Raw genomic sequence first — 26,613 nt, forward strand, 5'->3', positions numbered from 1 at the left:
TGCCGACGGCTGGCTCAAGACCGGTGATATCGCGGTGATCCAGACCGATGGCTACATGCGCATCGTCGACCGCAAGAAGGACATGATTCTGGTGTCTGGCTTCAACGTTTACCCGAACGAACTCGAAGACGTGCTGGCGACCCTGCCGGGCGTGTTGCAGTGCGCCGCCATTGGCGTGCCGGACGAGAAATCGGGCGAACTGATCAAGATCTTCATCGTGGCGCGGCCGGGTGTGACCCTGACCAAGGACCAGGTGATGGAGCACATGCGCGCCAATGTCACGGCGTACAAGGTGCCGCGCCTGATCGAGTTCCGCGATGCCTTGCCGACCACCAACGTGGGCAAGATCCTGCGGCGCGAGTTGCGCGATGAAGAGTTGAAGAAGCTGGGCCTCAAGAAGATCGCCTGAGGTTTAACCTTCGGGCCTCATCGCGGGTCAAGCCCGCTCCCACAAGGACAGTAGTGATCCCTGTGGGAGCGGGCTTGACCCGCGATGTTTTCAACGCAGTTTCTCAAGCATCTGGTAGTACCACATCCCCGCCGCCAGCAATGGGTTGCCCAGCACATCGCCCATCGGCACCTTGATGTGGCTGCAGCCGGCAAAGGTATCGAATCGGCTCAATGTGCCGGTGATCGCTTCGGCCATGATCTCGCCCATGATGTGGCTGGTGGCAATGCCATGCCCCGAATACCCCTGGCAGTACCACACGTTGTCCGACAGCTTGCCCAACTGCGGAATGCGGTTGACCACGATGCCCATCGCGCAGCTCCACTGGAACTCGATCGGCACGCCCTTGAGCGCCGGAAAGGTCGCCTCGATGCACGGGCGCAGCTCCCCCGCGATATCCCGCGAATCACGTCCCGAATAATTGGCCCCGCCACCGAACAGCAGGCGCCCGTCTGCGGTCATGCGGTAATAGTCGAGCACGAAGCGGCAGTCGTACACCGCCAGGTCCTGCGGGTTGAGCTTGCGGGCCAGCTCGCCCAGTGGGGTGGTGGTCACGATGCCGCCCATGGCCGGGAAGATCTTGCCCTTGAGCTGGGGCTTTTCCAGCTTGTGGTACACGTCGCCGGCCAGCATCACCTGGCGTGCGTTGACCCGGCCCTTGGCCGTGACAACCGCAGGTTTGTCACCATGCACGATCTCCAGCACTTCGGAGTTTTCGAAGATCAGCGCGCCCAGCTGGTGCGCCGCCCGCGCCTCGCCCAGGCACAGGTTGAGCGGGTGCAGGTGCAGGTTGCGCAGGTTCTTCAGCGCGCCCAGGTACAACGGGCTGTCCAGGTGCTGGCGCACCGCCTCGCGGTCGAGCATCTGCACCTGCTCGCCCATGCCGCGCCGCTGGGCTTCGTCGGCGAAGGCCTGCAGTTCGGTCATGTGCGCAGGCTTCATGGCCGCGTGCAGGTGGCCGTGCTTGAGGTCGCAGTCGATGGCGTAGCGTTCGACCCGTTGCTGGATGATGTCGTGGCCGCGAAAGCGCAGTTGCCAGATGAAATCGTCCACGTCATCGCCCAGGCGCTTGCGCATCTGTTTGCGCATGGCCTCGTCACCCGACAGGCTGCCGGTGACCTGGCCGCCGTTGCGCCCGCTGGCGCCCCAGCCGATACGGTTGGTTTCGACGATGGCCACCTTCAGGCCGCGCTCGGCCAGTTCCACCGCGCTGGCCACGCCGGTGAAGCCGCCACCGATGATCACCACGTCGACCTCGACCGTGCCCTGCAGGGTCGGGTACTGGGTGGTGTCGTTCAGGCTGGCGGTGTAGTAGGAGGCGCTGCGCTGGGCGGTGCCGTGGTTGAGGGCTGCATTCATGGGTGTGTTCCTTGAAGAATAGGGGGCTCAGGCCTGGGTCAGGTACCAGCGCCAGTCCTGCTCGCCGACCTCGGCCATGAACTGGCGGTACTCGGCGCGCTTGACCGCCAGGTACACCCCGAGGAAGGCCTCGCCGAACGCTTCGCGCGCCCAGCTGGAGCGCTCCAGCGCGGTCAGCGAGGTCAGCCAGTCGGTGGGCAGCAGCGTCTTGGCCTGGGCGTAGCCGTTGCCCTGCACCGGGGCGCCGGGGTCCAGTTGCTGGCGGATGCCATGGTGGATGCTGGCCAGAATGGCTGCGGCTGCCAGGTACGGGTTGGCATCGGCGCCGCAGATGCGGTGTTCGATATGTCGGGTATTGGCCGGCCCGCCGGGCACGCGCAGGCTCACGGTACGGTTGTCCACACCCCAGGTCGGCGCCAGCGGTGCATAGCTGTTGGCCTGGAAGCGGCGATAGGAGTTGGCGTTGGGGCAGAACAGCAGCAGCGAGTCGAGCAGCATGGCCAACATGCCGCCCACCGACTGGCGCAGCAGGGGCGTGCCGGCCTTGTCTTCGCTGGCGTACAGGTTGTGGCCGGCGGCGTCGGCCAGGCTCACGTGCATGTGCATGCCGGTGCCGGCCAGGTGCTCGAACGGCTTGGCCATGAAGCAGGCCTGCATGCCGTGCTTGTGTGCCACGCCCTTGACCAGGCGCTTGTAGCGCACCGCCTGGTCCATGGCCAGCAAGGCGTCGCCGTGCTCCAGGGTGATCTCCACCTGGCCGGGGGCGTATTCGGAAATCGCGGTACGCGCAGGAATGCCCTGGGCCTTGCAAGCGCTGTACAGGTCGGCCAGAAACGGTTCGATCTGCTCCAGCTCGCGCAGGCCGTATACCTGGGTAGCGCGGGGGCGACCGCCGTCGGTATCCAGTGCCGGTTGCGGGTGGCCCAGGTGATCGCGCTTCTGGTCGAGCAGGTAGAACTCCAGCTCGCAGGCCATTACCGGCTCATGGCCATCGGCCTTGAGCGCGTCGATCACCTTGGCCAGCAGTTGGCGTGGATCGGCGACGCTGGCCGGCAGGCCTTCGCTGGGGTGCATGCTCACCTGCACTGCCGCCGTGGGGATCTGCCGCCACGGCATGCGCACCAGGCTGCCGGCCAGCGGGTATGCGCGGCAGTCGATATCGCCCACGTCCCACACCAGCCCCGAGTTCTCCACATCGTCGCCATTGAGGGTCAGGCCGAGGATGGTGCTGGGTAGCGGCCGCCCGCTTTCATACACGGCCAGCAACTCCTCGCGGTGCAGCAGCTTGCCGCGGGGCACGCCGTTTGCGTCGAGGATGAACAACTCGATCATCTCGATATCGGGGTTGGCGGCCAGGAAATCCTCGGCCTCGGAAACAGGGGCAAACTGCATGGTGCACTCGCTTACGCCGTGACGGCGTACAGGATCGCGCGCCAGTGGGCACGTCGATCGGTCGACAGGGTTGGCCGCAACCGGGCCAGCGGTATCAGTGGGGTGCGAGGGCGGTATCTGGTGGGCGGGCATGGCGGCAATGCCACAAGGCCCAGAACGCGAGGATGCTATTGAACAGCGGATTTTCACCGGGGCGCGCCCGCACCTTCGGGAACGAAGGGCGCATCAGGGGGCGGGGCGTACACGCTGGCAAAGTCATGCACGGATACTCCCACGCGTGGGAAGGTTCATTAAATCGGCCTTTGTATACCTTCAGTTAATCAATGGCTAAACAATGGCCCTGCATGGCGAACCGTGCCGTGGCAGGGCAAATCTGCGACAATCCCCGACCAAACTACGCCGATCATGTGAAAGCAGGCTCACCTGCATTATTAAAAAGACGTCATGACTGACCAGAACGCCGCCATCGAGCAACTGCTGAAAAACCTTGACCACGCCATGATCGCCGAGCGCCATCGGCTGCGTCGGCAACTGCATGACCTGCGCAAGCGCCCCGACGAGGCCAAGCTGGCCCAGTGGGCCGCCCGGGTACAGGCCTCCTGCGATCAGGTCGCCGCGCGCAAGGCCAGCGTGCCGCGCATCCACTACGACGACAGCCTGCCGATCGCGGCCAAGCGTGACGAAATCAAGAAGGTGCTGGCCGCCCACCAGGTGCTGATCATCGCGGGCGAAACCGGCTCGGGCAAGACCACCCAGTTGCCCAAGATCTGCCTGGAACTGGGCCGCGGCCAGCATGGCCAGATCGCCCACACCCAGCCGCGCCGGATTGCCGCGCGCAGCGTGGCCACCCGCGTGGCCGAAGAGCTGGGTACGCCGCTGGGCGCGCTGGTCGGCTACCAGGTGCGCTTCGAAGACCAGAGCGATGCCAACACCCTGGTCAAGCTGATGACCGACGGCATCCTGCTGGCCGAAACCCAGCACGACCGCTTTCTGGAACGCTACGACACGATCATCGTCGACGAAGCCCACGAACGCAGCCTGAACATCGACTTCCTGCTCGGCTACCTCAAGACCCTGCTGCCGCGGCGCCCCGACCTCAAGGTCATCATCACCTCCGCGACCATCGACCTGGAGCGCTTTTCCAGGCACTTCAACGATGCGCCGATCATCGAGGTGTCCGGGCGTACCTACCCGGTCGAGACCTGGTACCGGCCGCTGACCAGCGAGCAGGACGAGGAGGGCAACCGCGTCGAGGACGATCTGACCGTCGACCAGGCGATCCTGGCCACCCTCGACGAGATTGCCGCCCATGAGCGCAGCATCGGCAAGGGCCCGGGCGACGTGCTGGTGTTCCTGCCCGGCGAGCGCGAAATTCGCGATGCCGCCGAGATGCTGCGCAAGGCACAGCTACGCCACACCGAAATCCTGCCGCTGTATGCACGGCTGTCGCCGGCCGAGCAGCAGAAGATCTTCCAGTCCCATCCGGGGCGGCGCGTGGTGCTGGCCACCAACGTTGCGGAAACCTCGCTGACCGTACCGGGCATCCGCTACGTGATCGACAGCGGCACGGCGCGCATCAGCCGCTACAGCTACCGTGCCAAGGTGCAGCGCCTGCCCATCGAGGCGGTGTCCCAGGCCAGTGCCAACCAGCGCAAGGGCCGTTGCGGGCGGGTCGAACCGGGCATCTGCGTGCGCCTGTACAGCGAGGACGACTTCAATGGTCGGCCCGCCTTTACCGACCCCGAGATCCTGCGCACCAACCTGGCTGCGGTGATCCTGCAGATGCTGCACCTGCGCCTGGGCGAGATCGACGCCTTCCCGTTCATCGAGCCGCCGGATGGCAAGGCCATCAGCGACGGCTTCAACCTGCTGCAGGAACTCTCGGCAGTCAATCGCGAGAACCAGCTGACCCCGCTGGGCCGCCAGCTGGCGCGCCTGCCGGTGGACCCGCGTCTGGGCCGCATGCTGCTCGAAGGCGCCAAGCAGGGCAGCCTGCAGGAGTTGCTGATCGTGGCCAGTGCACTGTCGGTGCAGGACCCCCGCGAGCGTCCGCCCGAGCGCCAGCAGGCTGCCGACCAGGCCCATGCGCAGTGGAAGGACAGCGACTCGGATTTCGCCGCGCTGGTCAACCTGTGGCGCGGCTTCGAAGAACAGCGCCAGGCCCTGACGGCCAGCCCGCTGCGCAACTGGTGCCGCAAGAATTTCCTGAATTACCTGCGTCTGCGCGAATGGCGCGATGCACACCGGCAACTGAGCCTGATCTGCCGCGACCTGCAGTTGAGCATCAACAAGGAGCCGGCCGACTACCCGCGCCTGCACAAGGCGATTCTGTCCGGGCTGCTCAGCCAGATCGGCCAGAAGACCGAGGACGGCGACTACCTGGGCGCACGCCAGCGGCGGTTCTGGGTACACCCGTCCTCGGGCCTGGGCAAGAAACGCCCGCAATGGCTGATGACCGCCGAACTGGTCGAGACCACCAAGCTGTATGCGCGCATGGTGGCCAAGATCGAGCCGGACTGGATCGAGCCGCTGGCCGGGCACCTGATCAAGAAGAACCACTTCGAACCGCACTGGGAGAAGAAGCGCGGCCAGGTGGTGGCCTTCGAGCAGGTCACGCTGTACGGCATGATCGTGGTTGGCCGGCGCCCGGTGCACTACGGGCCGATCGACCCGCAGGCCTCGCGCGAGCTGTTTATCCGTCAGGCCCTGGTGGGCGGTGAGATCCAGTCGCGGGCCAAGTGCCTGGCGGCCAACACGCGCCTGCTCGAGCAGCTCGACGAGCTGGAGGCCAAGGCCCGCCGGCGCGACATCCTGGCTGATGAAGAGACCCTGTACGCCTACTACGAGGCGCGCCTGCCGGCCGAGATCCACCAGACCGCGACCTTCGACAGCTGGTACCGCGTCACCAGCCAGAAAGACCCGCAGTTGCTGATCATGCGCGAAGAGGACGTGCTGGCCCGCGAGGCCAGTGAAGTCACCGCCACGCAGTACCCCGATACCCTGCGCATCGGCGACCTGAGCCTGGCGCTGAGCTATCACTTCGAGCCCAACCACCCCCGCGACGGCGTTACCGTGAGGGTGCCGGCGCCGCTGCTGCCCAGCCTGCCGGGCGAGCGCCTGGAATGGCTGGTGCCGGGGTTGCTGGAAGCCAAGTGCATTGCGCTGGTACGCAACCTGCCCAAGGCCTTGCGCAAGAACTTCGTGCCGGTGCCCGACTTCGTCAAGGCCGCCTTGCAGCGCATGACCTTCGCCGACGGCTCGCTGCCCCAGGCGCTGGGCCGCGAACTGCTGCGCATGACCGGTGCGCGGGTCAGCGACGAGGCCTGGGCCGAGGCGGCTGCGCAGGTGGAAGGCCATTTGCGCATGAACATCGAAGTGGTCGATGCCCAGGGCAAGTTCCTGGGTGAAGGCCGCGACCTGACCGAGCTGACGGCGCGCTTCGTTGCTGCCAGCCAGGCCGCGCTGGCCGTGCCGCAATCGGCCAAGGCCCAGCAGCCGGTGCAAGCCAAGGTGTTTGCCGAGGTGGCCCAGACCGCCCAGCAGAAGATCGCCGGGCTGTCGATGACGGTGTACCCGGCGCTGGTGGAAGAGGGCGGTACGGTCAAGGAAGGGCGCTTCTCGACCCAGGCCGAAGCCGAGTTCCAGCACCGCCGAGCCTTGCAGCGGCTGCTGCTGCAGCAACTGGCCGAGCCGGCGAAGTTCCTGCGCGGCAAGCTGCCGGGGCTGACCGAACTGGGCCTGCTGTACCGCGAGCTGGGGCGTGTCGATGCGCTGGTCGAGGACATCCTGCTGGCCAGCCTGGACACCTGCATCCTCGACGGCGAGAGCAGCCTGCCGCGCGACGGTGCCGGGCTTGCTTCGCTGGCCGAACGCAAGCGCGGCCACTGGGCCGATCACGCCGAGCGCCTGGCCCGCCTGACCCTCGAGATACTCAAGCTCTGGCACGGTCTGCAGAAGCGCTTCAAGGGCAAGATCGACCTGGCCCAGGCCGTGGCGCTCAACGACATCAAGCAGCAACTGGCCAACCTGGTGTACCCGGGTTTTGTGCGGGAAACCCCGGGCATCTGGCTCAAGGAACTGCCGCGCTACCTCAAGGCGGTGGAGCTGCGTCTGGAAAAACTCGGTTCGCAGGTGCAGAAAGACCGCGTGTGGAGCGGCGAGCTGAGCGGTCTGTGGGCACAGTACAAGGCGCGTGCCGACAAGCATGCCCAGGAGGGCAAGCGCGACGAGCAACTGGTGCTGTACCGCTGGTGTATCGAGGAATACCGCGTGTCGCTATTTGCCCAACAGTTGGGTACCAAGGTACCGATTTCCGACAAGCGCCTGGCCAAGCAATGGAGTCTGGTGGAAGCCTAATCCCCGGAACTTGTGGCACACTTGGCGAACTTCGCTACCGTGTCAGGTACCTGCCACGGTAGCTACAGAATGCAGCACAGCGTACTGCCCCGCTCGTCGGGTGCATTGCCTGTATTAATTGGTACTTTCGTGCCATTTGACCGACAGAACAGGCCGTTGCCCGGCAGGCAGCGGCCCCGAACAGAGGAACGACCGTGCATAACGTCGTCATCAGCGGCACCGGCCTGTACACCCCGGCCAACAGCATTTCCAACGAAGAGCTGGTCGAGTCTTTCAACACCTATGTGCAGCAGTTCAACGCCGACAATGCCGCTGCCATCGAACGGGGCGAAGTGCAGGCACTGGCCGAGTCGAGCGCTGCGTTCATCGAGAAGGCCTCGGGCATCAAGAGCCGCTTCGTGATGGACAAGGCCGGCATCCTCGATCCGCAGCGCATGAAGCCGCGCCTGCCGGAGCGTAGCAACGACGAGCCGTCGATCCTCTGCCAGATGGGCGTGGCAGCCGCCGAACAGGCCCTGGCGCGTGCCGGGCGCACCGCAGCCGATGTCGACGCGGTCATCGTCGCCTGCTCCAACCTGCAGCGTCCTTATCCGGCAATCGCCATCGAAGTGCAGCAGGCTTTGGGTATCGCCGGTTTCGGTTTCGACATGAACGTGGCGTGTTCGTCGGCGACCTTCGGCATTCAGGTCGCCTGCAACAGCGTGCAACTGGGTCAGGCCCGTTCGGTGCTGGTGATCAGCCCCGAGATCTGCACCGGCCACCTGAACTTCCGTGACCGTGACAGCCACTTCATCTTCGGCGACGCCGCCACGGCGGTGCTGGTCGAACGTGCTGACCTCGCTACCTCGGCGCACCAGTTCGATATCGTCAGCACCAAGCTGCTGACCCAGTTCTCCAACAACATCCGCAACAACTTCGGCTTCCTCAACCGCGCGGCGGAAGAGGGTATCGGTGCGCCGGACAAGCTGTTCGTGCAGGAAGGCCGCAAGGTGTTCCGCGAGGTGTGCCCGATGGTGGCCGAGCTGATCGGCCAGCACCTGAGCGAAAACAACCTCAACGTCAGTGACGTCAAGCGCTTCTGGCTGCACCAGGCCAACCTGAGCATGAACCACCTGATCGTCAAGAAGCTGCTGGGCCGCGACGCGCTGGTCGAGGAGGCCCCGGTGATTCTCGATACCTACGCCAACACCAGTTCGGCCGGCTCGGTGATCGCGCTGCACAAACACCAGGACGACCTGCCCAAGGGTGCCCTCGGGGTGCTCAGTTCGTTCGGTGCCGGCTACTCGATCGGCAGCGTGATCCTGCGCAAACGTTGATCGCCCACGCCAGTGACGGCTGACGAACAGCGCTTGCTCGACCGCCTGCTGGCGGGAGAGCAGCGCGCGTTCGCCGAACTGGTTCAGACCTGCCAGGGCGCCATGCGCGCGGTGGCCTATGCCATCGTCGGCGAACGTGGCGCCGACGAGGTGGTGCAGGATGCCTGGCTGGCGGCGGTACGCGGTCTGGCGGGCTTCCAGCGCCGCTCCAGCCTCAAGACCTGGCTGCTGACCATCACCGCCAATACGGCCAAGACCCGTTACCGGCAAGACCGCCGCGAGGTGCTGCTCGACGACCTGCCGGCCCCCCATGGCAGCATCGACGACGCGCGTTTTGCCAGCGACGGTCACTGGCTGCTGGCGCCTTCGGCATGGCACGAAGACAGCCCCGAGGCCCTGCTCAGCCAGGAGCAGTTGCGCGAATGCCTGGAGCACACCCTGCTCAGCCTGTCGCAACTGCAGAGCAGTGTGCTGTTGTTGCGTGAGCGCCAGGGCCTCGAACTGGTGGAAATCTGTAATCTGCTCGACCTGTCGCTCTCCAATGTACGTGTGCTGCTGCACCGTGCACGCCTCAAGGTCTTCGCGACCCTGGAACATTTCGAGGACACCGGCCAATGCTGACCTGCAAGCAACTGGTCGCCTGCTCCAGTGATTACCTGGACGGGCAACTGACCCTGGGCGAGCGCCTGATGACGCGCCAGCACCTGCTGTTCTGTCGCAATTGTCGTCGCTTCATCAAGCAGTTGCGCCTGGCCCAGGCAACCCTCAAGGCGCTGCCGCCGGCGCCTGTGGAGGGGGCCGAGGCCCTTGCGGCGCGGCTGGCCGCCGAGCGCCGGGCAACGCGCTGAAACCCCGCAACCAGCCCTGCAACGGGGCTGATTGTCTTATTCACATTCGAAGTAAAAAGTTCCCCTGTCACTAAATATTTATCTAACAGCCACTGATCTGAAATAACCCCCCGCCAAGATTCGTCCCCAGCACAAGTGGCCTGAGCCGCGTGTTTTTTCAACGTAATCAAGACCATAAACGTTATGAACGTAGGGGAGTTCCTTCGATGATCCGTAAGCACTTCGCAGGTTTCGCAGCCAGCGCCTTGGCAATGGCCGTTACCGCCCAGGCTTTCGCGGGCACCGTGACTACTGACGGCGCCGATATCGTAGTCAAGACCAAGGGTGGCCTGGAGGTCGCTACCGCTGACAAGGAATTCAGCTTCAAGCTGGGTGGCCGGGTCCAGGCCGACTACAGCCGCTTCGACGGTTTCTACACCAAGAACGGCGATACCGCCGATGCGGGCTACTTCCGCCGTGCCTACCTGGAACTGGGCGGTGTGATGTACACCGACTGGGCCTACCAGATCGCCTACGACTTCTCGCATAACTCCGGTGGCGACAACCGTTCCGAAGACGGTTACTTCGACGAAGCGTCGCTGGCCTACAACGGCTTCAAGCCGGTATCGATCAAGGTCGGTCGCTTCGATCCCGAGTTCGGCCTGGAAAAAGCCACCAGCTCCAAGTGGGTGACTGCCCAGGAGCGAACCGCTGCCTACGACCTGGTGGACTGGACCAACTCGCACAACGGCGGCTTCGGTATCCAGGCATCGGGTAACGCCGGTGACTCGCTGTACGGTTCGGCCGGCCTGTTCGCCAAGGACGCCACCAACCAGGACAAGGACGGCGACAGCTCCAAGCAGTTCAACCTGCGCGGTGTGTTCGCACCGATGCACGAGGCCGGCAACGTACTGCACGTTGGCCTGAACTACGCCCAGCGCGACCTTTCCGACACCGCGTTCGACGGCCGTATCCGCAGCCGCCTGGGCATGCGTGGGGTGAGCACCGACGGTGGCCAGGACGCCGGCAACAACGGCAACCGCCTGGTGCTGGGCGGCAACGCCACCACCCCGGCCGGTGCCTACGACACCGACAAGGCCTGGGGCCTGGAAGCCGCCTACGCGCTGGGCCCGTTCTCGGTGCAGGGCGAGTACATCAAGCGTGATGTTCAGGCAGACGACTCGGCCTTCTCCGACATCAAGGCCAAGGGTTACTACGGCCAGGTGGCCTACACCATCACCGGTGAAGCGCGTGGCTACAAACTCGGCAAGTTCGACAGTATCAAGCCTTCCAACAAGCAGATTGGTGCGTGGGAAGTGTTCTACCGCTACGACCACCTGAGCGTCGACGACAACAACGGCGCATTTGCCGACATCGGTGACGTGGAAGCCAAGGTGCACAACCTGGGTGTGAACTGGTACGCCAACGAGTCGATCAAGCTCAGCGGCGTGTACGTCAAGGCCAAGACCGACAACGCGCAGAACGCTGCCGGCGACGACAGCGGCGACGGTTTCGTGATGCGCGCGCAGTACGTGTTCTAAGCGTTACCCCTGCAACACACTCCTTCATCCGTTAGATCTTCGCCCCGCACCTGCGGGGCTTTTTTTTGCTCGCACGAGGGGGCAGACTGCGCGCATGCCCATCTCAATTCTGCCGCACCTTGCCGATATCGACGCCGCCACCTGGGATGCCCTGGTGCCGGATGCCCAGCCGTTCCTGCGCCATGCCTTCCTGCGCAGCCTGGAAGACAGCGCCAGCGTCACCCCACGCACCGGCTGGGCACCGGCCCACCAGGTCCTGACGGACACTCAGGGCCAGGTGCGGGCGGCCATGCCGGCCTACGTGAAGACCCATTCGTTCGGCGAGTACGTGTTCGATCACGGCTGGGCCGACGCCTGCGACCGCGCCGGTATCGACTATTACCCCAAGCTGCTGTGCGCGGTGCCGTTTTCACCGGTCAGCGGCGCGCGCCTGCTGGGTGACGCGCAGGCGGCGGGTGAGCTGATCGACGGCGTCAGCGATGCTTTGCTCGAACAGGGGCTGTCGGGCCTGCACGTGAACTTCACCGACCCGGCCAGCGACGAAGTATTGCGTGGGCGTGCGGGCTGGATGGAGCGCCTGGGGTGTCAGTTTCACTGGCGCAACCAGGGTTATCGGGACTTCCAGGATTTTCTCGACAGCCTCAGTTCGCGCAAGCGCAAGCAGATGCGCAAGGAACGCGAGCAGGTGGCGGGGCAGGGTATCGAGTTTCAGTGGTACCACGGCCATGAGCTAAGTGAGGCGCAGTGGGATTTCGTGTACGCATGCTATGCCAACACCTACGCCGTGCGCCGCCGTGCCCCGTACCTTACCCGGGCGTTTTTCAGCCTGCTGGCCGAACGCATGCCCGCGTCGATCCGCGTGGTGATGGCGCATCAGGGCGGGCGGGCGGTGGCGATGGCGTTCAGCCTGGTGGGTGGTGACAGCCTGTATGGGCGCTACTGGGGCTGCCTGGCGGAGTTCGACCGGTTGCATTTCGAGACGTGCTTCTATCAGGGTATGGACGTTGCCATTGCCGAAGGGTTGCAGCGTTTCGATGCCGGGGCGCAGGGCGAGCACAAGCTGATTCGCGGGTTCGAACCGGTGATCACGCGGTCCTGGCATTACCTGCTGCATCCGGGGTTGAAGGCGGCCGTGCAGGACTTTCTGGCGCAGGAGCGGGTGGGGGTGCTGGGGTATGCCGAGGAGGCGCGTACGGCGCTGCCCTTCAGGCAAGTCTGAACGCCGAGCCAGCACCCGCAGGCGCAGTGAAATCCCTGTGGGAGCGGGCTTGACCCGCGATACCGTCGCCGCAGTGTTCAATCGACCCCGACAAACCCACCCGTCTGGTGATGCCACAACCGTGCGTACAGCCCCTGGTGCGCCAGCAGTTCGGCATGGGTGCCCATCTCGGCAATCCGCCCCTGCTCCAGCACCACCAGCCGGTCCATCCGCGCGATGGTCGACAGGCGGTGCGCAATGGCGATCACCGTCTTGCCCTGCATCAGGGTCTCCAGGCTCTCCTGGATGGCTGCCTCCACTTCCGAATCCAGCGCCGAAGTGGCTTCGTCCATGATCAGGATCGGCGCATTCTTGAGCAGCACCCGCGCAATCGCGATGCGCTGGCGCTGGCCGCCGGACAGTTTCACGCCACGCTCGCCCACATGCGCATCGAAACCGGTGCGCCCCTGGGCATCGGACAGCTGAGGGATGAACTCATCGGCCCGCGCCCGGCGCACCGCCTCCCACAACTCCTCTTCTGTCGCATCCGGCCGGCCATACAGCAGGTTGTCGCGAATCGAGCGGTGCAGCAGCGAGGTGTCCTGGGTGATCATGCCGATCTGTGCGCGCAGGCTGGCCTGGCTCACCTGGGCAATGTCCTGGCCGTCGATCAGGATACGGCCACTTTCCAGGTCGTACAGGCGCAGCAGCAGGTTGACCAGGGTGGACTTGCCGGCGCCCGAGGGGCCGATCAGGCCGATCTTCTCGCCGGGGCGAATGTCCAGGGTCAGGTTGCTGATGATCCGGCTGCCCTGACCGTAATGAAAGTCGACATTGTCGAAGCGCACCGCGCCGCGATCGACCTTGAGCGCCGGAGCATCTGGCGGATCGGTGACGGTGACCGGCTGGGCGATGGTCTTGAGGCCATCCTGCACCATGCCGATGTTCTCGAAGATGCCGTTGACCACCCACATGATCCAGCCCGACATGTTGACGATGCGGATCACCAGGCCGGTGGCCAGGGCGATGGCGCCCACGGTGATCAGCGACTGGCTCCACAGCCACAGCGCCAGGCCGGTGGTGGTGACGATCAGCAGCCCGTTGAGGCTGGTGATGACCACATCCATGCTGGTGATCACCCGCGAGGCCAGCTGGGTCTTTTCGGTCTGCTCGCGAATCGCTTCGCGGGCGTACTGGCGCTCGAAGTCGGTGTGGGCGAACAACTTGAGGGTGGCGATGTTGGTGTAGCCATCGACAATGCGGCCCATCAGTTTGGAGCGCGCATCCGATGACACCACCGAGCGTTCCTTGACCCTGGGCACGAAATAGCACAGTGCGCCGATGTAGGCGAAGATCCAGACGGTCAGGGGCAGCATCAGGCGCCAGTCGGCCTCGGCGAACAGTACCAGCGAGCTGATCGCGTAGATCAGCACGTGCCACAGGGCGTCCACCGCCTGCACGGCCGAATCGCGCAGCGAGTTGCCGGTCTGCATGATGCGCTGGGCGATGCGCCCGGCAAAATCGCTCTGGAAGAAATTGAGGCTCTGCTTGAGCACATGGGTGTGGTTCTGCCAGCGGATCATGCTGGTCATGCCCGGGCTGATGGTCTGGTGCACCAGCAGGTCGTGCAGGCCGAAGAACAGCGGGCGCAGCAGCAGCGTGACCACCACCATCCAGATCAGCTCGCTGGCGTGATCGCTGAAGAAATCGGGGTTTGGCGCGCCCTGGGCCAAGTCGATGATACGGCTCAGGTAACTGAACAGCGCCACTTCGATGAGCGAAGCCACCAGCCCCACCACCAGCAGTGCGGCAAAGCTGGGCCACACCTGGCGCAGGTAGTAGAAATAGAACGGCAGGACCTTGCCCGGCGGCGATGCGGTCGGTGCTTCGCGAAAGATGTCGATCAGCTTTTCGAAATAGCGATACAACCTCAAAACTCTAACTCCTGTCTGACTCGACCGGGCCGGTCGTGGTTCACGTCCCTGTGAACACGGGCTCAGTCAATGCGTTTGGCGGACTTGATCAGCACGGGATCGACCGGTACATCGGCCATGCCGTTCTTGCGCGTGGTCGGCGAGTTGACGATCTGGTCGACAACGTCCATACCCTTGACCACCTTGGCGAACACGGCGTAGCCGGCATCGCGGCCCGGATCAAGGAAGGCGTTGTCGGCCACGTTGATGAAGAACTGGCTGGTGGCCGAGTTCGGGTTGGATGTGCGGGCCATCGACAGGGTGCCGCGGGTGTTGTGCAGGCCGTTGCTGGCCTCGTTGCGGATCGGGTCCTTGGTCGACTTCTGTTGCATCTGCGCGGTGAAGCCGCCGCCCTGGACCATGAAGCCCGGGATCACGCGGTGGAAGATGGTGTTGGTGTAGAAGCCGCTGTCGACATACTCGAGGAAGTTCTTGGTCGAGATGGGCGCCTTGACCGGGTCCAGTTCCACTTCGATCTGGCCGAAGCTGGTGTCGAGCAGTACGTGCGGGGCTTTTTCGGCAGCCATCAGGCTGGTGGCGAAGACGACCGAGCAGGCGCCAAGCAGAAGTTTTTTCAGCATGAACTCAATGATCCTTGAGAAGTGGTTGAAGCCGTTGCCAGAAACTGCAGCAGGGTCTGGTTGAACAGCCGGGGTTGATCCAGCGGTGTAGCGTGCCGTGAATCTTCGATGACCGCCAGTCGTGCTTGAGGAATAAGCGCGACGTAGCGCTGCTTGAGCTGTATCGGGGTGTAATCGTGGTCGGCGCTGATGACCAGCGTAGGACAGCGGATCTGGCCCAGGCGTTCCTGTACCCCCCAGCCGACGATGGCATCGAAGCTGGCCAGGTACGCACGCTTGTCGTTGCGCGCCCAGCGCTCGGCCATCTTGCGTCGCAACTCGGCCTGCTCCGGCTTGGGAAACAGGCGTGCGGCCAGGCCTTTGCCGATGGTCTCCAGGCTTAGCAGGCGGGCTAGGCTCCAGCGCTTGAACCATTGCCAGTAATCGTCGCGGCTGCGCAGCTTGACCTCGGGTGCGCTGTTGACGATGCACAGGCTGCGCAACCGGTGGGGATGGTCGACGGCAAACTGGAAGCCGATCATGCCGCCCATCGACAGGCCAGCCAGGTGCACCGGGCCGGTGTTCAGGTGCTCCAGCAGGGCCAGCAGGTCGGCGCTGAAGCCGGCGATGCTGTAGCGCTCGCGAGGCTTGTCGGAGCGCCCGTGGCCGCGCACATCGAGCAGGATCACGCGGTACTGACGGGCCAGCTCCGGTACCTGGTATTCCCAGTCCTGGCAGCTCGAGCCCAGGCCGTGCAGCAGTACCAGGGGCTCGCCCTGGCCATATTCCTCGTAATGCAGGGTGCAACCTTCATGTTCGAAATAGGCCATGGGCGTTACCTGTCAGGCTTGGGCGGGGGCGGCGAAGGGCGCGTCCAGCGGCGCAGTGTCGAAGTTGCGCAGCAACTCGATGAGGATCTGCGTGGCCGGGCCCAGGGGTTTGTCCTTGTTCGAGTAAAGGTAGAACAGCGGGTGACGGCTGCCACCCTGGTCCAGCGGCAGTGGCTTGAGCACGCCTTCGCGCAGTTCGCGCTCGATCAGGTGGCGTGGCAGCCAGGCAAAGCCCAGGCCGCTGCTGACGAAGGTGGCGGCGGTGGCCAGGCTGCCGACCGTCCAGCGCTGTTCGGCGCCCAGCCAGCCCACATCCCGCGGTTGTGCCCGGCCAGAGTCGCGGATCACCACCTGCAACTGGCTCTCCAGGTCCTGGAAACTGAGCTCGCGGCCCAGGCGGTGCAGGCTGTGCTCGGGGTGTGCAACGGCCACGAACTCCACCGCGCTCAATTCGGTGCCCAGGTAGCCGGGGATGCTGAAGCCGCTGATGGCAAGGTCCGCCACCCCTTCATGCAGCACTTCCTCGACCCCTGACAGCACCTCCTCGCGCAGGCGCACCCGGCAGCCGCGACTTTGCGGCATGAACGCACTCAGGGCACGTACCAGTCGGGCATTGGGGTAGGCGGCATCGACCACCAGGCGCACCTCGGCTTCCCAACCCTGCTCCATGTGATGGGCGAGGTCTTCGAGTTGGCTGGCCTGCTTGACCAACTGGCGCGAGCGGCGCAGCAGCACGCTGCCGGCATCGGTGAGCACCGCCTTGCGCCCGTCGATGCGCAGCAACGGCACGCCGAGCTGGTCCTGCATGCGGGCCACGGTATAGCTCACCGACGATTGGGAGCGGTGCAGGGCTTCGGCGGCCTGGGCAAAGCCGCCGTGGTCGACCACCGCCTGCAGAGTCCGCCACTGATCCAGGGTAACGCGCGGCGCTTTCATCTTCGGCTCCTGTTGTCCTAAGCTGGCGCACTTTCATGGAGAGCGCCGTTATGAAGAAAATCTGTGTTGCACTGCTGGCCCTGCTGCCGCTGACGGCCCTGGCCTACCCCATCGACGTGACCAAGAACACCGACGGGGTGAAGCTTGACTACACCACCTACGACACCGACCGTGACATCGGCTCGATCAGCCTGAACAACTACGGCGATGTGGCAGCGACGTGCAAGGTCACCTTCCGCAACGGCCCGGAGGCCCCCAGGGTACGGCGCATACAGGTACCGGCGAAAAAGAGCGTCGACGTGACGGCCAAATTCAACCGCGAAATCCTCAAGCTGCGCATTGCGCTGGACTGCAAACCGCAATAAAACAGGTTAACTGATAGATTTAACCCAGTTTTTACGCTTTTTTATCGATAGGTCAATCTCTAATCTTGCCTCCATCGACTTAGCGAACTTGCCGATGGAGGCAACCCATGTCCCGCGTACTGATCATCGAAAGCAGCGCCCGCCTGCAGGACTCCGTGTCTCGTCAGCTGACCCGTGATTTCATCAGCCAGTGGCAGGCGGCCAACCCGGCCGACCAGATCAGCGTGCGCGACCTGGCATTGAACCCGGTACCCCACCTGGACAGCCATCTGCTGGGTGGCTGGATGAAGCCCGAAGCCCAGCGCAGCGCCGAAGAAGTGCAGGCACTGGCACGTTCCAACGAACTGACCGACGAAGTGCTGGCCGCCGATGTACTGGTGCTGGCGGCGCCGATGTACAACTTCACCATCCCCAGTACGCTGAAGGCCTGGCTCGACCATGTGCTGCGTGCCGGCGTCACCTTCAAATACACCCCGACCGGCCCGCAGGGCTTGCTGACCGGCAAGCGCGCCTATGTGCTGACGGCCCGCGGCGGTATCCACGCCGGGGCCGGTAGCGACCATCAGGAGCCCTACCTGCGCCAGGTGATGGCCTTCATCGGCATTCACGACGTGACGTTCATTCACGCCGAGGGCCTGAACATGGGCGGCGACTTCCACGAAAAAGGCCTGAACCAGGCCAAGGCGCTGCTGGCTGCGGTAGCTTGAGCCGTACCGATTTTCCCCCCGCCTGACACCTTTGCTCCTTTGGGTGTACCTGCCCGGTCAGACACTGGTTTGACCGGGCTTTTTTGTGGGTGGTTATAAAACTTGTCATTGCCAGGTTGATTGTTTATAGAGAACTGACAGTTTTGTCAGGTGCGCGCTTGAATTCCTATCTGTTTATATACAGGTGATGGACAGACTTTCCGCCGTGAAAGTTTGTAACTTGCCTCGCGGATATAAGGATGCGTACCTATGCCTGCTAAAATTGAGTCCAAGCTATATGCCTGGGATGCCCCGACGATCGACTGTTCGATTCCACATCCCGATTACCCCCAAGACCCGTCAAGAAGGTATTTCCTGATAAGGGGGATCTACAACTGCGGCAGCAATACGGATTTTTTGTCAGTCAGGACGCTCATATCAGCCGGTATGTACGCCGGTGACAGGGTCAGGGTAAGAATTGTCGAACCTTCCGGTATCATCTTCGATTTGCCCGTGCAGGTCATCAAAAACCCGCCGCAAGCGCTGTACTCTTCTTGTCCAAAAGCGCTGATGTACAGCAGTTCCGGTCAAACGGCACAGGTAAATTTCGCGCTGAGCAGGAATGGCGGAGCATGGGTGGTTTCGCAGAGTCGTTACTATACGGTGGAAGTCCAAAGTTTAGGTCCATTGGACCCGCCAAAACTTGCGCGCGGTTCTCGCGTGGCCACGGTTACCTATACCAAATGGCACCCCTCACACAAGGTTCGTCTAAGAGGTTTCACCATGACAGGGCATGAGGACCTGGGGTGGAAATCCATGGAGGGTGGTTCTGCCGAGTTTCCAATTCCACTGAGCTGGTTTCAGCAGAACAGAGGCCAGCCAGTGTGGCTCAATTATGCGCTTGAAGCGGTTACGGGCTCGGACTACCAATTTTCCAGGCTGCTTTATATCCCGAGCCTGGAGGTGCCCCCGGCATCTGAGGCGGCGCCTGAGGTCCCTGCGAAAGTGCCGGTGAAAAAACCTGCGAAGGCGTCAGAAGCACCTGCGAAAGTGCCTGGCAAACCTGCGAAACGCCCGCCAAGCAAGGCGTGACCCGCAAGCAAGGGTTCAAAGCCGGCGCGAGCGCAGGGAGGCACCATGTTGAACACGTTCACACTGTTGCTGTTGATCAGCCTGATGACAGCCTGCGCCAACCGGGCGCCGGTGCAGCCTGCCAGTGACGAGTTTGCGCAGGCAAGCTCGGTGCCGCCAACGGTCCAGGCCGCTGCGTTGCAGTCCCGTGCAGGTACGGCGGCTGTTTCCGGAGCCACGGTTGCACGCCACCTGCAGGAACGTTACCGCGACACCCGGCAGAACTGTAACGCCTCCAGCGCGCCGGCCTTTCTGTGCAGCGGCATCCTCATGCGCGCTACGCAGAACAGCCCGGCGTTTCATTCGTGGAACCCGAACCCCACCGCCTCGGGCGTGTCGTTCTCCTACCTGCGCGCCGACTCTGCGTTCAGTCGGTTGGCCTATGGGTACACTAACGGCTTCATCTTCGTGCCTATCTTGTACGCCAACAATCAATACAAGCCCCGTGTGTTGTGCTCGTTTCCTGTGGACGCCGATTCCAACAGGCGAGAATCGCAGGGGTGCGGGCAGAATGTCGGTTACCCCACGGTGAGTCGCGAGTGCAGGGCGCAGGGCATCGGTACAGCCGAACAATGGCTGGCGCATTACAACGCCAACCGGATCAATGCACGCCAGTGCGGCTTCAATGTTCGCGATGAACTCAACAAAGAAGGCGCCATCGCGTTCTATCAGAGCCTGCGTGCCAGAAACCTGCCCGGCGCCAACCTTGGTGGCATCCAGAACGAAGTGCGCATGGCCCTGTGGCCGCAGAACATCGGTCGGCAATTGCCGATGGAAGCCTTCTTCTATATTGGCGGGAGCGCGAGCGGAAGGGCGGGTGCGCAGGCGGATCAGCGGGACTTCTTCAGCCAGACGGGCATCCTGGTGCCGATCATCGCGGTGACCTTGCCCTCTGGCGCCACCCCCGCACGCTTCCAGTTCATCACGGCCGATCAGACCCGTTGAGCCTGCTGGCACCTTGAGTGCAGGCCTTTCAAAAGCGGTTGCCGGCCCGTTGGTCAACCGCTAAGGTCGCCGCCTGCATATCAGGGGGCATACATGGGCTACTTATTGATCGTCGCGCTGATCCAGGCGTTTTCCTTCAGCCTGATCGGCGAATACCTGGCCGGGCATGTCGACAGCTACTTCGCGGTGCTGGCGCGGGTACTGCTGGCCGGCCTGGTGTTTTTGCCGTTGACCCGCTGGCGCAAGGTCGAGCCGCGCTTCATGCGGGCCATGCTGCTGATCGGCGCGTTGCAGTTCGGCATCACCTATGTGTGCCTGTATTTGAGCTTTCGTGTGCTGAGCGTGCCCGAAGTGCTGCTGTTCACCATTCTTACACCCTTGCACGTGACCCTGATCGAGGATGCCCTGAACCGGCGCTTCAACCCGTGGGCACTGGTGGCCGCACTGGTGGCGGTGGGGGGCGCAGCGGTGATTCGCTTCGACCGTATCAGCCCGGACTTCTTCATGGGCTTTGTGCTGCTGCAACTGGCCAACTTCACCTATGCCGCCGGTCAGGTGCTGTACAAGCACCTGGTTGCCCGTTACCCCAGTGACCTGCCGCACTACCGACGCTTCGGCTACTTCTACCTGGGCGCCCTGCTGGTGGTGCTGCCGGCCTTCCTGCTGTTCGGCAACGCGCAGCATCTGCCCAGCACCGACGTGCAGTGGCTGGTGCTGCTGTTTCTGGGATTGTGCCCGACGGCGCTGGGGCTGTACTGGTGGAACAAGGGCGCCTGCCTGGTTTCAGGCGGCACCCTGGCGGTGATGAACAACCTGCATGTGCCGGTCGGGCTGTTGCTCAACCTGCTGATCTGGAACCAGCACGAGCCGCTGGGCCGGCTGTTCATCGGTGGTGCGGTGATACTGGCCTCGCTATGGCTCAGCCGACTCGGTGCTCAACGCCCGTTGCTCGCGAATGGCACCGGCCGGTAGCAGCCCGGCGCGCAGGTCGCTGCCGCTGGGTTGCTGGTACAGGCCCAGACCGAACTCGGGCATCACGGCCAGCAGGTAGTCGAAGATATCGCCCTGGATACGTTCATAATCGGCCCAGGCGGTAGTGCGGGTGAAGCAGTAGATTTCCAGGGGCACGCCCTGGGCGGTGGTCTGCATCTGACGCACCATGCAGGTCATGTTCGGCTGGATGTCCGGGTGGCTTTTCAGGTACGCCAGGGCATAGGCGCGGAAGGTGCCGATGTTGGTCATGCGCCGGCGGTTGGCCGACAGTGCTGCCACAGGGCCCTGGGCTTCGTTCCAGGCCTGCAGTTCGCTGCGCTTGCGGGCCATGTAGTCGGTGAGCAGGCGCACCTTGCTCAGGCGTTGTTCTTCTTCATCGGTCAGAAAGCGCACGCCGCCAGCATCGATGAACAGGCTGCGCTTGATGCGCCGACCGCCGGCCTGCTGCATGCCACGCCAGTTCTTGAACGATTCGGACATCAAGCGCCAGGTGGGGATCGAGACAATGGTCTTGTCGAAGTTCTGCACCTTGACCGTGTGCAGGGTGATGTCCACCACGTCGCCGTCGGCGCCCACCTGGGGCATCTCGATCCAGTCGCCGACGCGCAGCATGTCGTTGCTGGTCAGTTGCACGCTGGCCACGAACGACAGCAGGGTGTCCTTGTACACCAGCAGGATCACCGCCGACATCGCACCCAAGCCCGACAGCAGCAACAACGGCGAGCGGTCGATCAGGGTGGCGACGATGATGATCGCGCCGAACACGAACAGCACCATCTTGGCCAGTTGCACATAGCCCTTGATCGAACGGGTACGCGCATGTTCGGTGCGGGCATAGATATCGAGCAGGGCATCGAGCAGTGCACTGATGGCCAGCACCAGGAACAGGATGGTGAACGCCAGCGCCACGTTGCCCAGAAAATGCTGGCTGGTGGCGCTGAGCTCCGGCACCAGCTTGAGGCCGAACTGCACCACCAGCGAGGGCACCATCTGCGCCAGGCGCTGGAATACCTTGTTGTGCAGCAGGTCGTTGAGCCAGTGCAGGGCCGGCTGGCGGCTCAGCAGCCGGACGGCGTGCAGGATCATGAAGCGTGCCACACGCCCCAGTACCAGGGCGGCCAGCAGCAGTACCGCCAGGCCCAGGCCGGCGTGCAGCAGCGGGTGCTGATCGAGGGTGCCCCACAGATCCAGGGCGTTTTGCCAGAACAATTGAATATCCATGCCTTAGTAAAGGTGTCCGCAAAAAGAGTGGAAGTGCAATTAGAACGCGGAAAGTCGTGACAATGCCAAAAGAAATTCGGCGTGAGCGCCGGAAAACGTTACCCTATATGGCTGAATTTCTGCACTTGCCCGAGGTACACCCGTGTTTTCCCAATTCGCCCTGCACGAACGCCTGCTCAAAGCCGTGGCCGCACTGAACTTTGTCGAGCCCACGCCTGTGCAGGCGGCGGCCATCCCCCTGGCGCTGCAAGGGCGTGACCTGCGGGTGACGGCGAAAACCGGTAGCGGCAAGACGGCCGCCTTCATGCTGCCAGTGCTCAACCGCCTGGTGGACCTGAAGCAGAGCCGTGTCGAGATCCGTGCCCTGGTGCTGCTGCCGACCCGCGAGCTGGCCCAGCAGACCCTCAAGGAAATCGAGCGTTTCGCCCAGTTCACCTACATCAAGGCCGGCATGATCACCGGTGGTGAAGACTTCAAGGAACAGGCCGCCATGCTGCGCAAGGTGCCGGACATCCTGGTCGGCACCCCGGGGCGCATGCTCGAGCACCTCAATGCCGGCAACCTGCACCTTGAACATGTGCAGGCTGTAGTGCTGGACGAAGCCGACCGCATGCTCGACATGGGCTTTTCCGAAGACGTCGAGCGTCTGTGCAACGAGTGCGCGAACCGCGAGCAGACCCTGCTGTTCTCGGCTACCACTGGCGGTGCCGGCCTGCGCGACATGATCGGCAAGGTACTCAAAGACCCCGAGCACCTGATGCTCAACACCGTCAGCCAGCTCAACGACGGCACCCGCCAGCAGATCATCACCGCCGACCACAACCAGCACAAAGAACAGATCGTGCAGTGGCTGCTGGCCAACGAGACCTACCAGAAGGCAATCATCTTCACCAATACCCGGGTGATGGCCGACCGTATCTACGGTCACCTGGTGGCCAAGGACATCAAGGCATTCGTGCTGCACGGCGACAAGGACCAGAAGGACCGCAAGCTGGCCATCGAGCGCCTCAAGCAGGGCGGCGCCAAGGTGCTGGTGGCGACCGACGTCGCGGCCCGTGGCCTGGACGTGGACGGCCTGGACCTGGTGATCAACTTCGACATGCCGCGCAGCGGCGACGAATATGTACACCGTATCGGTCGTACCGGGCGCGCCGGCAACGAAGGCCTGGCAGTGTCGCTGATCTGCCATGGTGACTGGAACCTGATGTCGAGCATCGAGCGCTACCTAAAGCAGAGCTTCGAGCGCCGCACCATCAAGGAAGTCAAAGGCACCTATACCGGGCCGAAGAAGGTCAAGGCGTCGGGCAAGGCCGCCGGGGTCAAGAAGAAAAAGACCGACAAGAAGACCGACAAGAAGGTGGTGGCCAAACGCAAGCCGACCGCCAAGCCCAAGCCCAATGCTCCCTCCCTGGTGAGCCAGGACGGCATGGCACCGCTGAAGAAGCGCAAGCCGGCACCGGCTGCCGAGTAAGGTTGCAGGGCCTATTCGCCGGCAAGGCCGGCTCCTACAGGAGCTGTCTTGCCAGCGAACGCGTCATCCTCGATTCAGACCTTCTTCTCTGCCGCCTTCAGTTCCTGCATGCGCTTGTCGATCAGCTGGCATTTGTCCGGCAGGTCCTTGCTCTCGGTTCCCAGCTTCATCCCCTGCAATTCTTCATTGATCTCCTTGGCCTTCTGCGGGTTCTGCTCCGTCAGTTTGCTGACCTCCTTGGCCAGCTCCTCGCGTTTCTGCGTGGCCTCTTCCAGCGTGCAGGCCCAGGTGGGCACGGCAAATAGAAGGGCAGCGGCAGCGGTGATGCTCATCAGCGTTTTCATGGTCGGACCTCGTGTTCCATTACGGGCGAAGGTGTTCGGTGGAGGGCTGTGCCGGCCGGAAAGTTCAGTCGAACCGCTGCCGCGCGCGCCTGTCACACCCTTACATCCCCTTGCTGGAGGTTGGACCGATGAGCACTACCTATGACTGGGACCTGATGGAGCGCCTGCTGCACGAAGTGCAGAACGGCGCCGGCCACAGCTTTACCCCGCGCCCGTATGCCGAGCAGCATGCTGCCGGCCTGGCTGCCAAAGGCGATGCAGTGCCGGAGCTTGATCATCTGAAGACCAAGGCCTGCGAATACGAGAAGCTGCTGTTCGAGCGCGGCTTTATCGAGACGCGCCCTGAAGAGGAAGGGGGCAATGGCGAGAACTTCGTCCTTACCCAACGAGGCTCGCGCCTGCTCAGCCTTATCGACAGCGCAATCCCGGGCAATGATCATCCGCGCCAGGTGTTGAACGAGCAGGCTGATGCACTGGATGAGGCGACCTTCGACGAAGTGGCGTCAAAGGCACAAATCGCCTGATCGGGCTGGTAATCGCTGGCAGCAGGCCCTGATAATCGGCGCTGGATCCACTATTGCCGAGAGCCTGCCATGCCGTGCCGCGATAATGGGGGTCGCCCTTGAGCGCCCTTCGTAAGAATACCGACACCTTCGCTCTGCAGGTCATGCTGGGCCTGTGCCTGATCTGGGGCATCCAGCAGGTCATGATCAAGTGGGCCGCGCCGGACATTGCACCGGTGATGCAGGCCGCCGCGCGCTCGGGCATCTCGGCACTGATGGTCGCGTTGCTGATGTGCTGGCGGGGTGGCTGGGAACAGCTGGGCACCACCTGGAAGGGCGGTCTGCTGGCCGGTTCGCTGTTCGGCCTGGAGTTTCTGCTGATAGCCGAAGGGCTGCAACTGACGTCCGCGGCGCACATGTCGGTGTTCCTCTACACCGCGCCGGTGTTCACTGCGTTGGGGCTGCACTTCATGCTGCCCAGCGAGCGCCTGCGCCCGCTGCAGTGGCTCGGCATCCTGCTGGCGTTCGCCGGCATTGCCGTGGCCTTTGCCGGCGGACTGTCGCTGGACAACCTCGATGGGCGCATGCTGCTGGGCGATGCGATGGGCGTGATGGCCGGCATGGCCTGGGGCGCGACCACCGTCGTGGTGCGGGCTTCGCGCCTGTCGGAGGCACCGGCTACCCTGACCCTGTTCTACCAACTGATGGTCGGCTTCGTCGGCCTGCTGCTGATCGCGGTGCTGACCGGGCAGGTCGGCCATGTGACGCTGACCGCCACATCGATCAGCAGCGTGCTGTTCCAGGCGGTGGTGGTGTCGTTCTTCAGCTACCTGACCTGGTTCTGGCTGCTGCGTCGCTACCTGGCGTCCAACCTGGCGGTGTTCTCGTTCATCACCCCGTTGTTCGGGGTGACGTTCGGCGTGTTGCTGCTGGGCGAGCCGTTGAGCCTGAACTTCATCCTGGGCGCCGTCTGCGTGTTGCTGGGCATTACCCTGGTCAGTGCCGAGCAGTGGGTACGCAGGCGTCTGCGGCGCCTGCTCGGCCAGTAGCCGGGCGCAACAGCAGGGCCCCGGCGACGATCAGGCCGCTGGCGGCCACTACCAGCGCCGGTTGCAGGCTGGCGCTGAACTGATTGCTCAACGCCGCCAGCAGCGGGCCGTTGAGTTGGCCGAGGGCGAAGCAGGTGGTCAGCAGGCCGGCATTGCGGTGGGTGGCGTGGGGGGCCAGTTCGCGCGAGCGCTGCATCACCAACTGCATGCAGGCCAGAAACGGCGTGCCGCACAGCAGTACACCCAGCGCCAGGCCGGCGCCGCTGCCCAGCAGGCAGGCCAGTACCCCAGCGGCCTGCAGCCACAACGTTGCCATCAGCCAGCGCGCCGTGCTGCCGTGGTGCGGGCGGCGCAGGCTGACCAGCACCACACCCATGGCGGCAGCCAGGCCGAAGGCCGGCCAGAACAGGTCGGCCAGCCACTGGCCGTGAAAACGTGCGCTGGCCATCTGTGACATGAAAGTGGCCGGAATGATGTATCCCACCCCGTACAGTGCATAGATCAGCCCCAGCCGCCCGATGCCGGGTGTCGCACCCTGCGCGGTGGCCTTGTGCGCGGGCACTGGTTGCGGGCGTGGCAGCGCGGGCTGGATCACCAGCAGCATCAGCAGCGCCACGGCGGCGTAGATCAGCCACAGCGGTGCCGAACCCAGCCCCTGCAGATTGGCGCCCAGTGCCAGCATCCCCGTGAGCAGGATACCCATGCCAGGGCCGGCGAACACCAGTGCGCCAAGACGCGGTTGCCGGCTTTGAGCGGCCAGGTGCTGAGTCATGCCGGTGAGCGTCACCACCACCCACGCACTGGCGATGCCGGTGCCCAGGCGCAGCGCCATATGCGGCCAGAACCCGTGGGCCCAGAACGAGGCCAGGGTCAGCAGCACACACAGCCACAACCCGGCCAGCAGGCGCCTGCGCACCTGGGCGGGGCGGTGCGCGAACATCGCGTCGAGGGCGCCGAGCAGGTAGCCCAGGTAATTGGCGGCAGCTACCAGCCCGGCGGCGGTCAGGCTGATCTGGCCTTCGCTGATCAGGTGCGGCAGTTGCGGGGTGAGGGCGAATCGGCCGATGCCCATGGCCATCATCAGGGCAACGAAGCTGGCCAGCAGGCGCATTGTCGAGGACATGGTCCGGGTTCCTGTGCGATGAGCGTTGACCGTCAGGCTACTGCGG

General features: G+C 63.8%; 24 protein-coding genes. 15 read left to right on the forward strand and 9 right to left on the reverse strand.

Annotated elements, in window-relative coordinates:
• On the forward strand, positions 1-409 hold a 409-nt coding region (locus tag JZZ72_RS10875; RefSeq protein WP_210014453.1), incomplete at its 5' end, for an AMP-binding enzyme.
• 90 nt (positions 410-499) lie between these two features.
• Here JZZ72_RS10875 and JZZ72_RS10880 read toward each other — a convergent pair.
• Together JZZ72_RS10880 and JZZ72_RS10885 are read right to left on the reverse strand one after the other, a co-directional pair.
• Complete coding sequence (locus JZZ72_RS10880) at positions 500-1,807, reverse strand: NAD(P)/FAD-dependent oxidoreductase (protein WP_054914947.1); 1,308 nt, start codon at positions 1,805-1,807, stop codon at positions 500-502.
• Between the two features lie 27 nt (positions 1,808-1,834).
• Positions 1,835-3,199 carry a glutamine synthetase family protein gene (locus JZZ72_RS10885; RefSeq protein WP_210014454.1) on the reverse strand — a complete coding sequence of 455 codons (1,365 nt, stop codon included), beginning with the start codon at positions 3,197-3,199 and terminating at the stop codon, positions 1,835-1,837.
• A 444-nt stretch (positions 3,200-3,643) separates the two neighbouring features.
• Between JZZ72_RS10885 and hrpA the strand changes: the two genes are divergently transcribed.
• The 6 genes from hrpA (at position 3,644) to JZZ72_RS10915 (ending at position 12,458) form a co-directional block, all read left to right on the forward strand.
• Positions 3,644-7,555 (forward strand): ATP-dependent RNA helicase HrpA, encoded by a 3,912-nt coding sequence (hrpA, locus tag JZZ72_RS10890; protein WP_210014455.1) that lies wholly within the window; start codon positions 3,644-3,646, stop codon positions 7,553-7,555.
• A gap of 194 nt (positions 7,556-7,749) precedes the next feature.
• A complete protein-coding gene (locus JZZ72_RS10895; RefSeq protein WP_043864158.1) occupies positions 7,750-8,871 on the forward strand; it encodes a beta-ketoacyl-ACP synthase III in 1,122 nt (373 codons plus the stop codon).
• A gap of 12 nt (positions 8,872-8,883) precedes the next feature.
• A complete protein-coding gene (locus JZZ72_RS10900; protein ID WP_210014456.1) occupies positions 8,884-9,492 on the forward strand; it encodes an RNA polymerase sigma factor in 609 nt (202 codons plus the stop codon).
• Complete coding sequence (locus tag JZZ72_RS10905; protein WP_054914943.1) at positions 9,486-9,719, forward strand: anti-sigma factor family protein; 234 nt, start codon at positions 9,486-9,488, stop codon at positions 9,717-9,719. Before JZZ72_RS10900 ends, JZZ72_RS10905 begins: the two co-directional genes overlap by 7 nt.
• A 206-nt stretch (positions 9,720-9,925) precedes the next feature.
• Entirely contained in the window at positions 9,926-11,239 is a 1,314-nt protein-coding gene (locus tag JZZ72_RS10910) for an OprO/OprP family phosphate-selective porin (protein ID WP_043864155.1), read from the forward strand.
• Positions 11,240-11,333: 94 nt separating this feature from the next.
• Positions 11,334-12,458: a GNAT family N-acetyltransferase gene (locus JZZ72_RS10915; protein ID WP_088514506.1), complete on the forward strand. Its 1,125-nt coding sequence runs from the start codon at positions 11,334-11,336 to the stop codon at positions 12,456-12,458.
• A 77-nt stretch (positions 12,459-12,535) separates the two neighbouring features.
• Here JZZ72_RS10915 and JZZ72_RS10920 read toward each other — a convergent pair whose 3' ends face one another.
• The 4 genes from JZZ72_RS10920 to JZZ72_RS10935 form a co-directional block, all read right to left on the reverse strand.
• A complete protein-coding gene (locus tag JZZ72_RS10920) occupies positions 12,536-14,365 on the reverse strand; it encodes an ABC transporter ATP-binding protein (RefSeq protein WP_058541540.1) in 1,830 nt (609 codons plus the stop codon).
• A 68-nt stretch (positions 14,366-14,433) separates the two neighbouring features.
• Positions 14,434-14,991: a peptidylprolyl isomerase gene (locus JZZ72_RS10925; protein WP_043864152.1), complete on the reverse strand. Its 558-nt coding sequence runs from the start codon at positions 14,989-14,991 to the stop codon at positions 14,434-14,436.
• Positions 14,985-15,800 carry an alpha/beta fold hydrolase gene (locus JZZ72_RS10930; protein ID WP_043864151.1) on the reverse strand — a complete coding sequence of 272 codons (816 nt, stop codon included), beginning with the start codon at positions 15,798-15,800 and terminating at the stop codon, positions 14,985-14,987. The genes JZZ72_RS10925 and JZZ72_RS10930 overlap by 7 nt, the downstream gene beginning before the upstream one ends.
• A gap of 12 nt (positions 15,801-15,812) precedes the next feature.
• Positions 15,813-16,736: a LysR family transcriptional regulator gene (locus JZZ72_RS10935; protein ID WP_123753012.1), complete on the reverse strand. Its 924-nt coding sequence runs from the start codon at positions 16,734-16,736 to the stop codon at positions 15,813-15,815.
• A gap of 50 nt (positions 16,737-16,786) precedes the next feature.
• On the opposite strand from JZZ72_RS10935, the gene JZZ72_RS10940 reads away from it, so the two are divergent.
• From JZZ72_RS10940 to JZZ72_RS10960, 5 genes are all read left to right on the forward strand, one after another.
• Entirely contained in the window at positions 16,787-17,101 is a 315-nt protein-coding gene (locus JZZ72_RS10940) for a hypothetical protein (protein WP_043864149.1), read from the forward strand.
• A gap of 107 nt (positions 17,102-17,208) precedes the next feature.
• A complete protein-coding gene (locus tag JZZ72_RS10945) occupies positions 17,209-17,808 on the forward strand; it encodes an FMN-dependent NADH-azoreductase (protein WP_210014457.1) in 600 nt (199 codons plus the stop codon).
• Positions 17,809-18,057: 249 nt separating this feature from the next.
• Positions 18,058-18,879: a hypothetical protein gene (locus JZZ72_RS10950; RefSeq protein WP_210014458.1), complete on the forward strand. Its 822-nt coding sequence runs from the start codon at positions 18,058-18,060 to the stop codon at positions 18,877-18,879.
• A gap of 45 nt (positions 18,880-18,924) precedes the next feature.
• Positions 18,925-19,863: a hypothetical protein gene (locus JZZ72_RS10955; RefSeq protein WP_210014459.1), complete on the forward strand. Its 939-nt coding sequence runs from the start codon at positions 18,925-18,927 to the stop codon at positions 19,861-19,863.
• Positions 19,864-19,956: 93 nt separating this feature from the next.
• Complete coding sequence (locus JZZ72_RS10960) at positions 19,957-20,835, forward strand: carboxylate/amino acid/amine transporter (RefSeq protein ID WP_043864146.1); 879 nt, start codon at positions 19,957-19,959, stop codon at positions 20,833-20,835.
• Here the strand turns inward: JZZ72_RS10960 and JZZ72_RS10965 are convergent.
• Positions 20,776-22,077 (reverse strand): mechanosensitive ion channel family protein, encoded by a 1,302-nt coding sequence (locus JZZ72_RS10965; protein WP_210014460.1) that lies wholly within the window; start codon positions 22,075-22,077, stop codon positions 20,776-20,778. The genes JZZ72_RS10960 and JZZ72_RS10965 overlap by 60 nt on opposite strands.
• 142 nt (positions 22,078-22,219) lie before the next feature.
• Between JZZ72_RS10965 and JZZ72_RS10970 the strand changes: the two genes are divergently transcribed.
• Positions 22,220-23,548 carry a DEAD/DEAH box helicase gene (locus JZZ72_RS10970; protein WP_043864144.1) on the forward strand — a complete coding sequence of 443 codons (1,329 nt, stop codon included), beginning with the start codon at positions 22,220-22,222 and terminating at the stop codon, positions 23,546-23,548.
• Positions 23,549-23,622: 74 nt separating this feature from the next.
• Here JZZ72_RS10970 and JZZ72_RS10975 read toward each other — a convergent pair whose 3' ends face one another.
• Positions 23,623-23,892: a hypothetical protein gene (locus JZZ72_RS10975; protein WP_043864143.1), complete on the reverse strand. Its 270-nt coding sequence runs from the start codon at positions 23,890-23,892 to the stop codon at positions 23,623-23,625.
• Positions 23,893-24,020: 128 nt separating this feature from the next.
• Here JZZ72_RS10975 and JZZ72_RS10980 point away from each other — a divergent pair, with 128 nt between their 5' ends.
• Both JZZ72_RS10980 and JZZ72_RS10985 read left to right on the forward strand, forming a co-directional pair.
• Positions 24,021-24,416, forward strand: coding sequence for a hypothetical protein (locus tag JZZ72_RS10980; protein ID WP_043864142.1), 396 nt, complete (start codon positions 24,021-24,023; stop codon positions 24,414-24,416).
• Between the two features lie 143 nt (positions 24,417-24,559).
• The gene (locus JZZ72_RS10985; protein WP_370409175.1) at positions 24,560-25,444 is read left to right on the forward strand and encodes a DMT family transporter; all 885 of its coding nucleotides are present in this window, start codon (positions 24,560-24,562) and stop codon (positions 25,442-25,444) included.
• On the opposite strand, the gene JZZ72_RS10990 is transcribed toward JZZ72_RS10985, so the two are convergent.
• Entirely contained in the window at positions 25,392-26,567 is a 1,176-nt protein-coding gene (locus JZZ72_RS10990) for an MFS transporter (RefSeq protein WP_210014461.1), read from the reverse strand. The genes JZZ72_RS10985 and JZZ72_RS10990 overlap by 53 nt on opposite strands.
• Positions 26,568-26,613: the final 46 nt, after the last annotated feature.

The organism is Pseudomonas palmensis (genome assembly GCF_017848315.1).
In the GTDB taxonomy this organism is placed as follows: domain Bacteria; phylum Pseudomonadota; class Gammaproteobacteria; order Pseudomonadales; family Pseudomonadaceae; genus Aquipseudomonas; species Aquipseudomonas palmensis.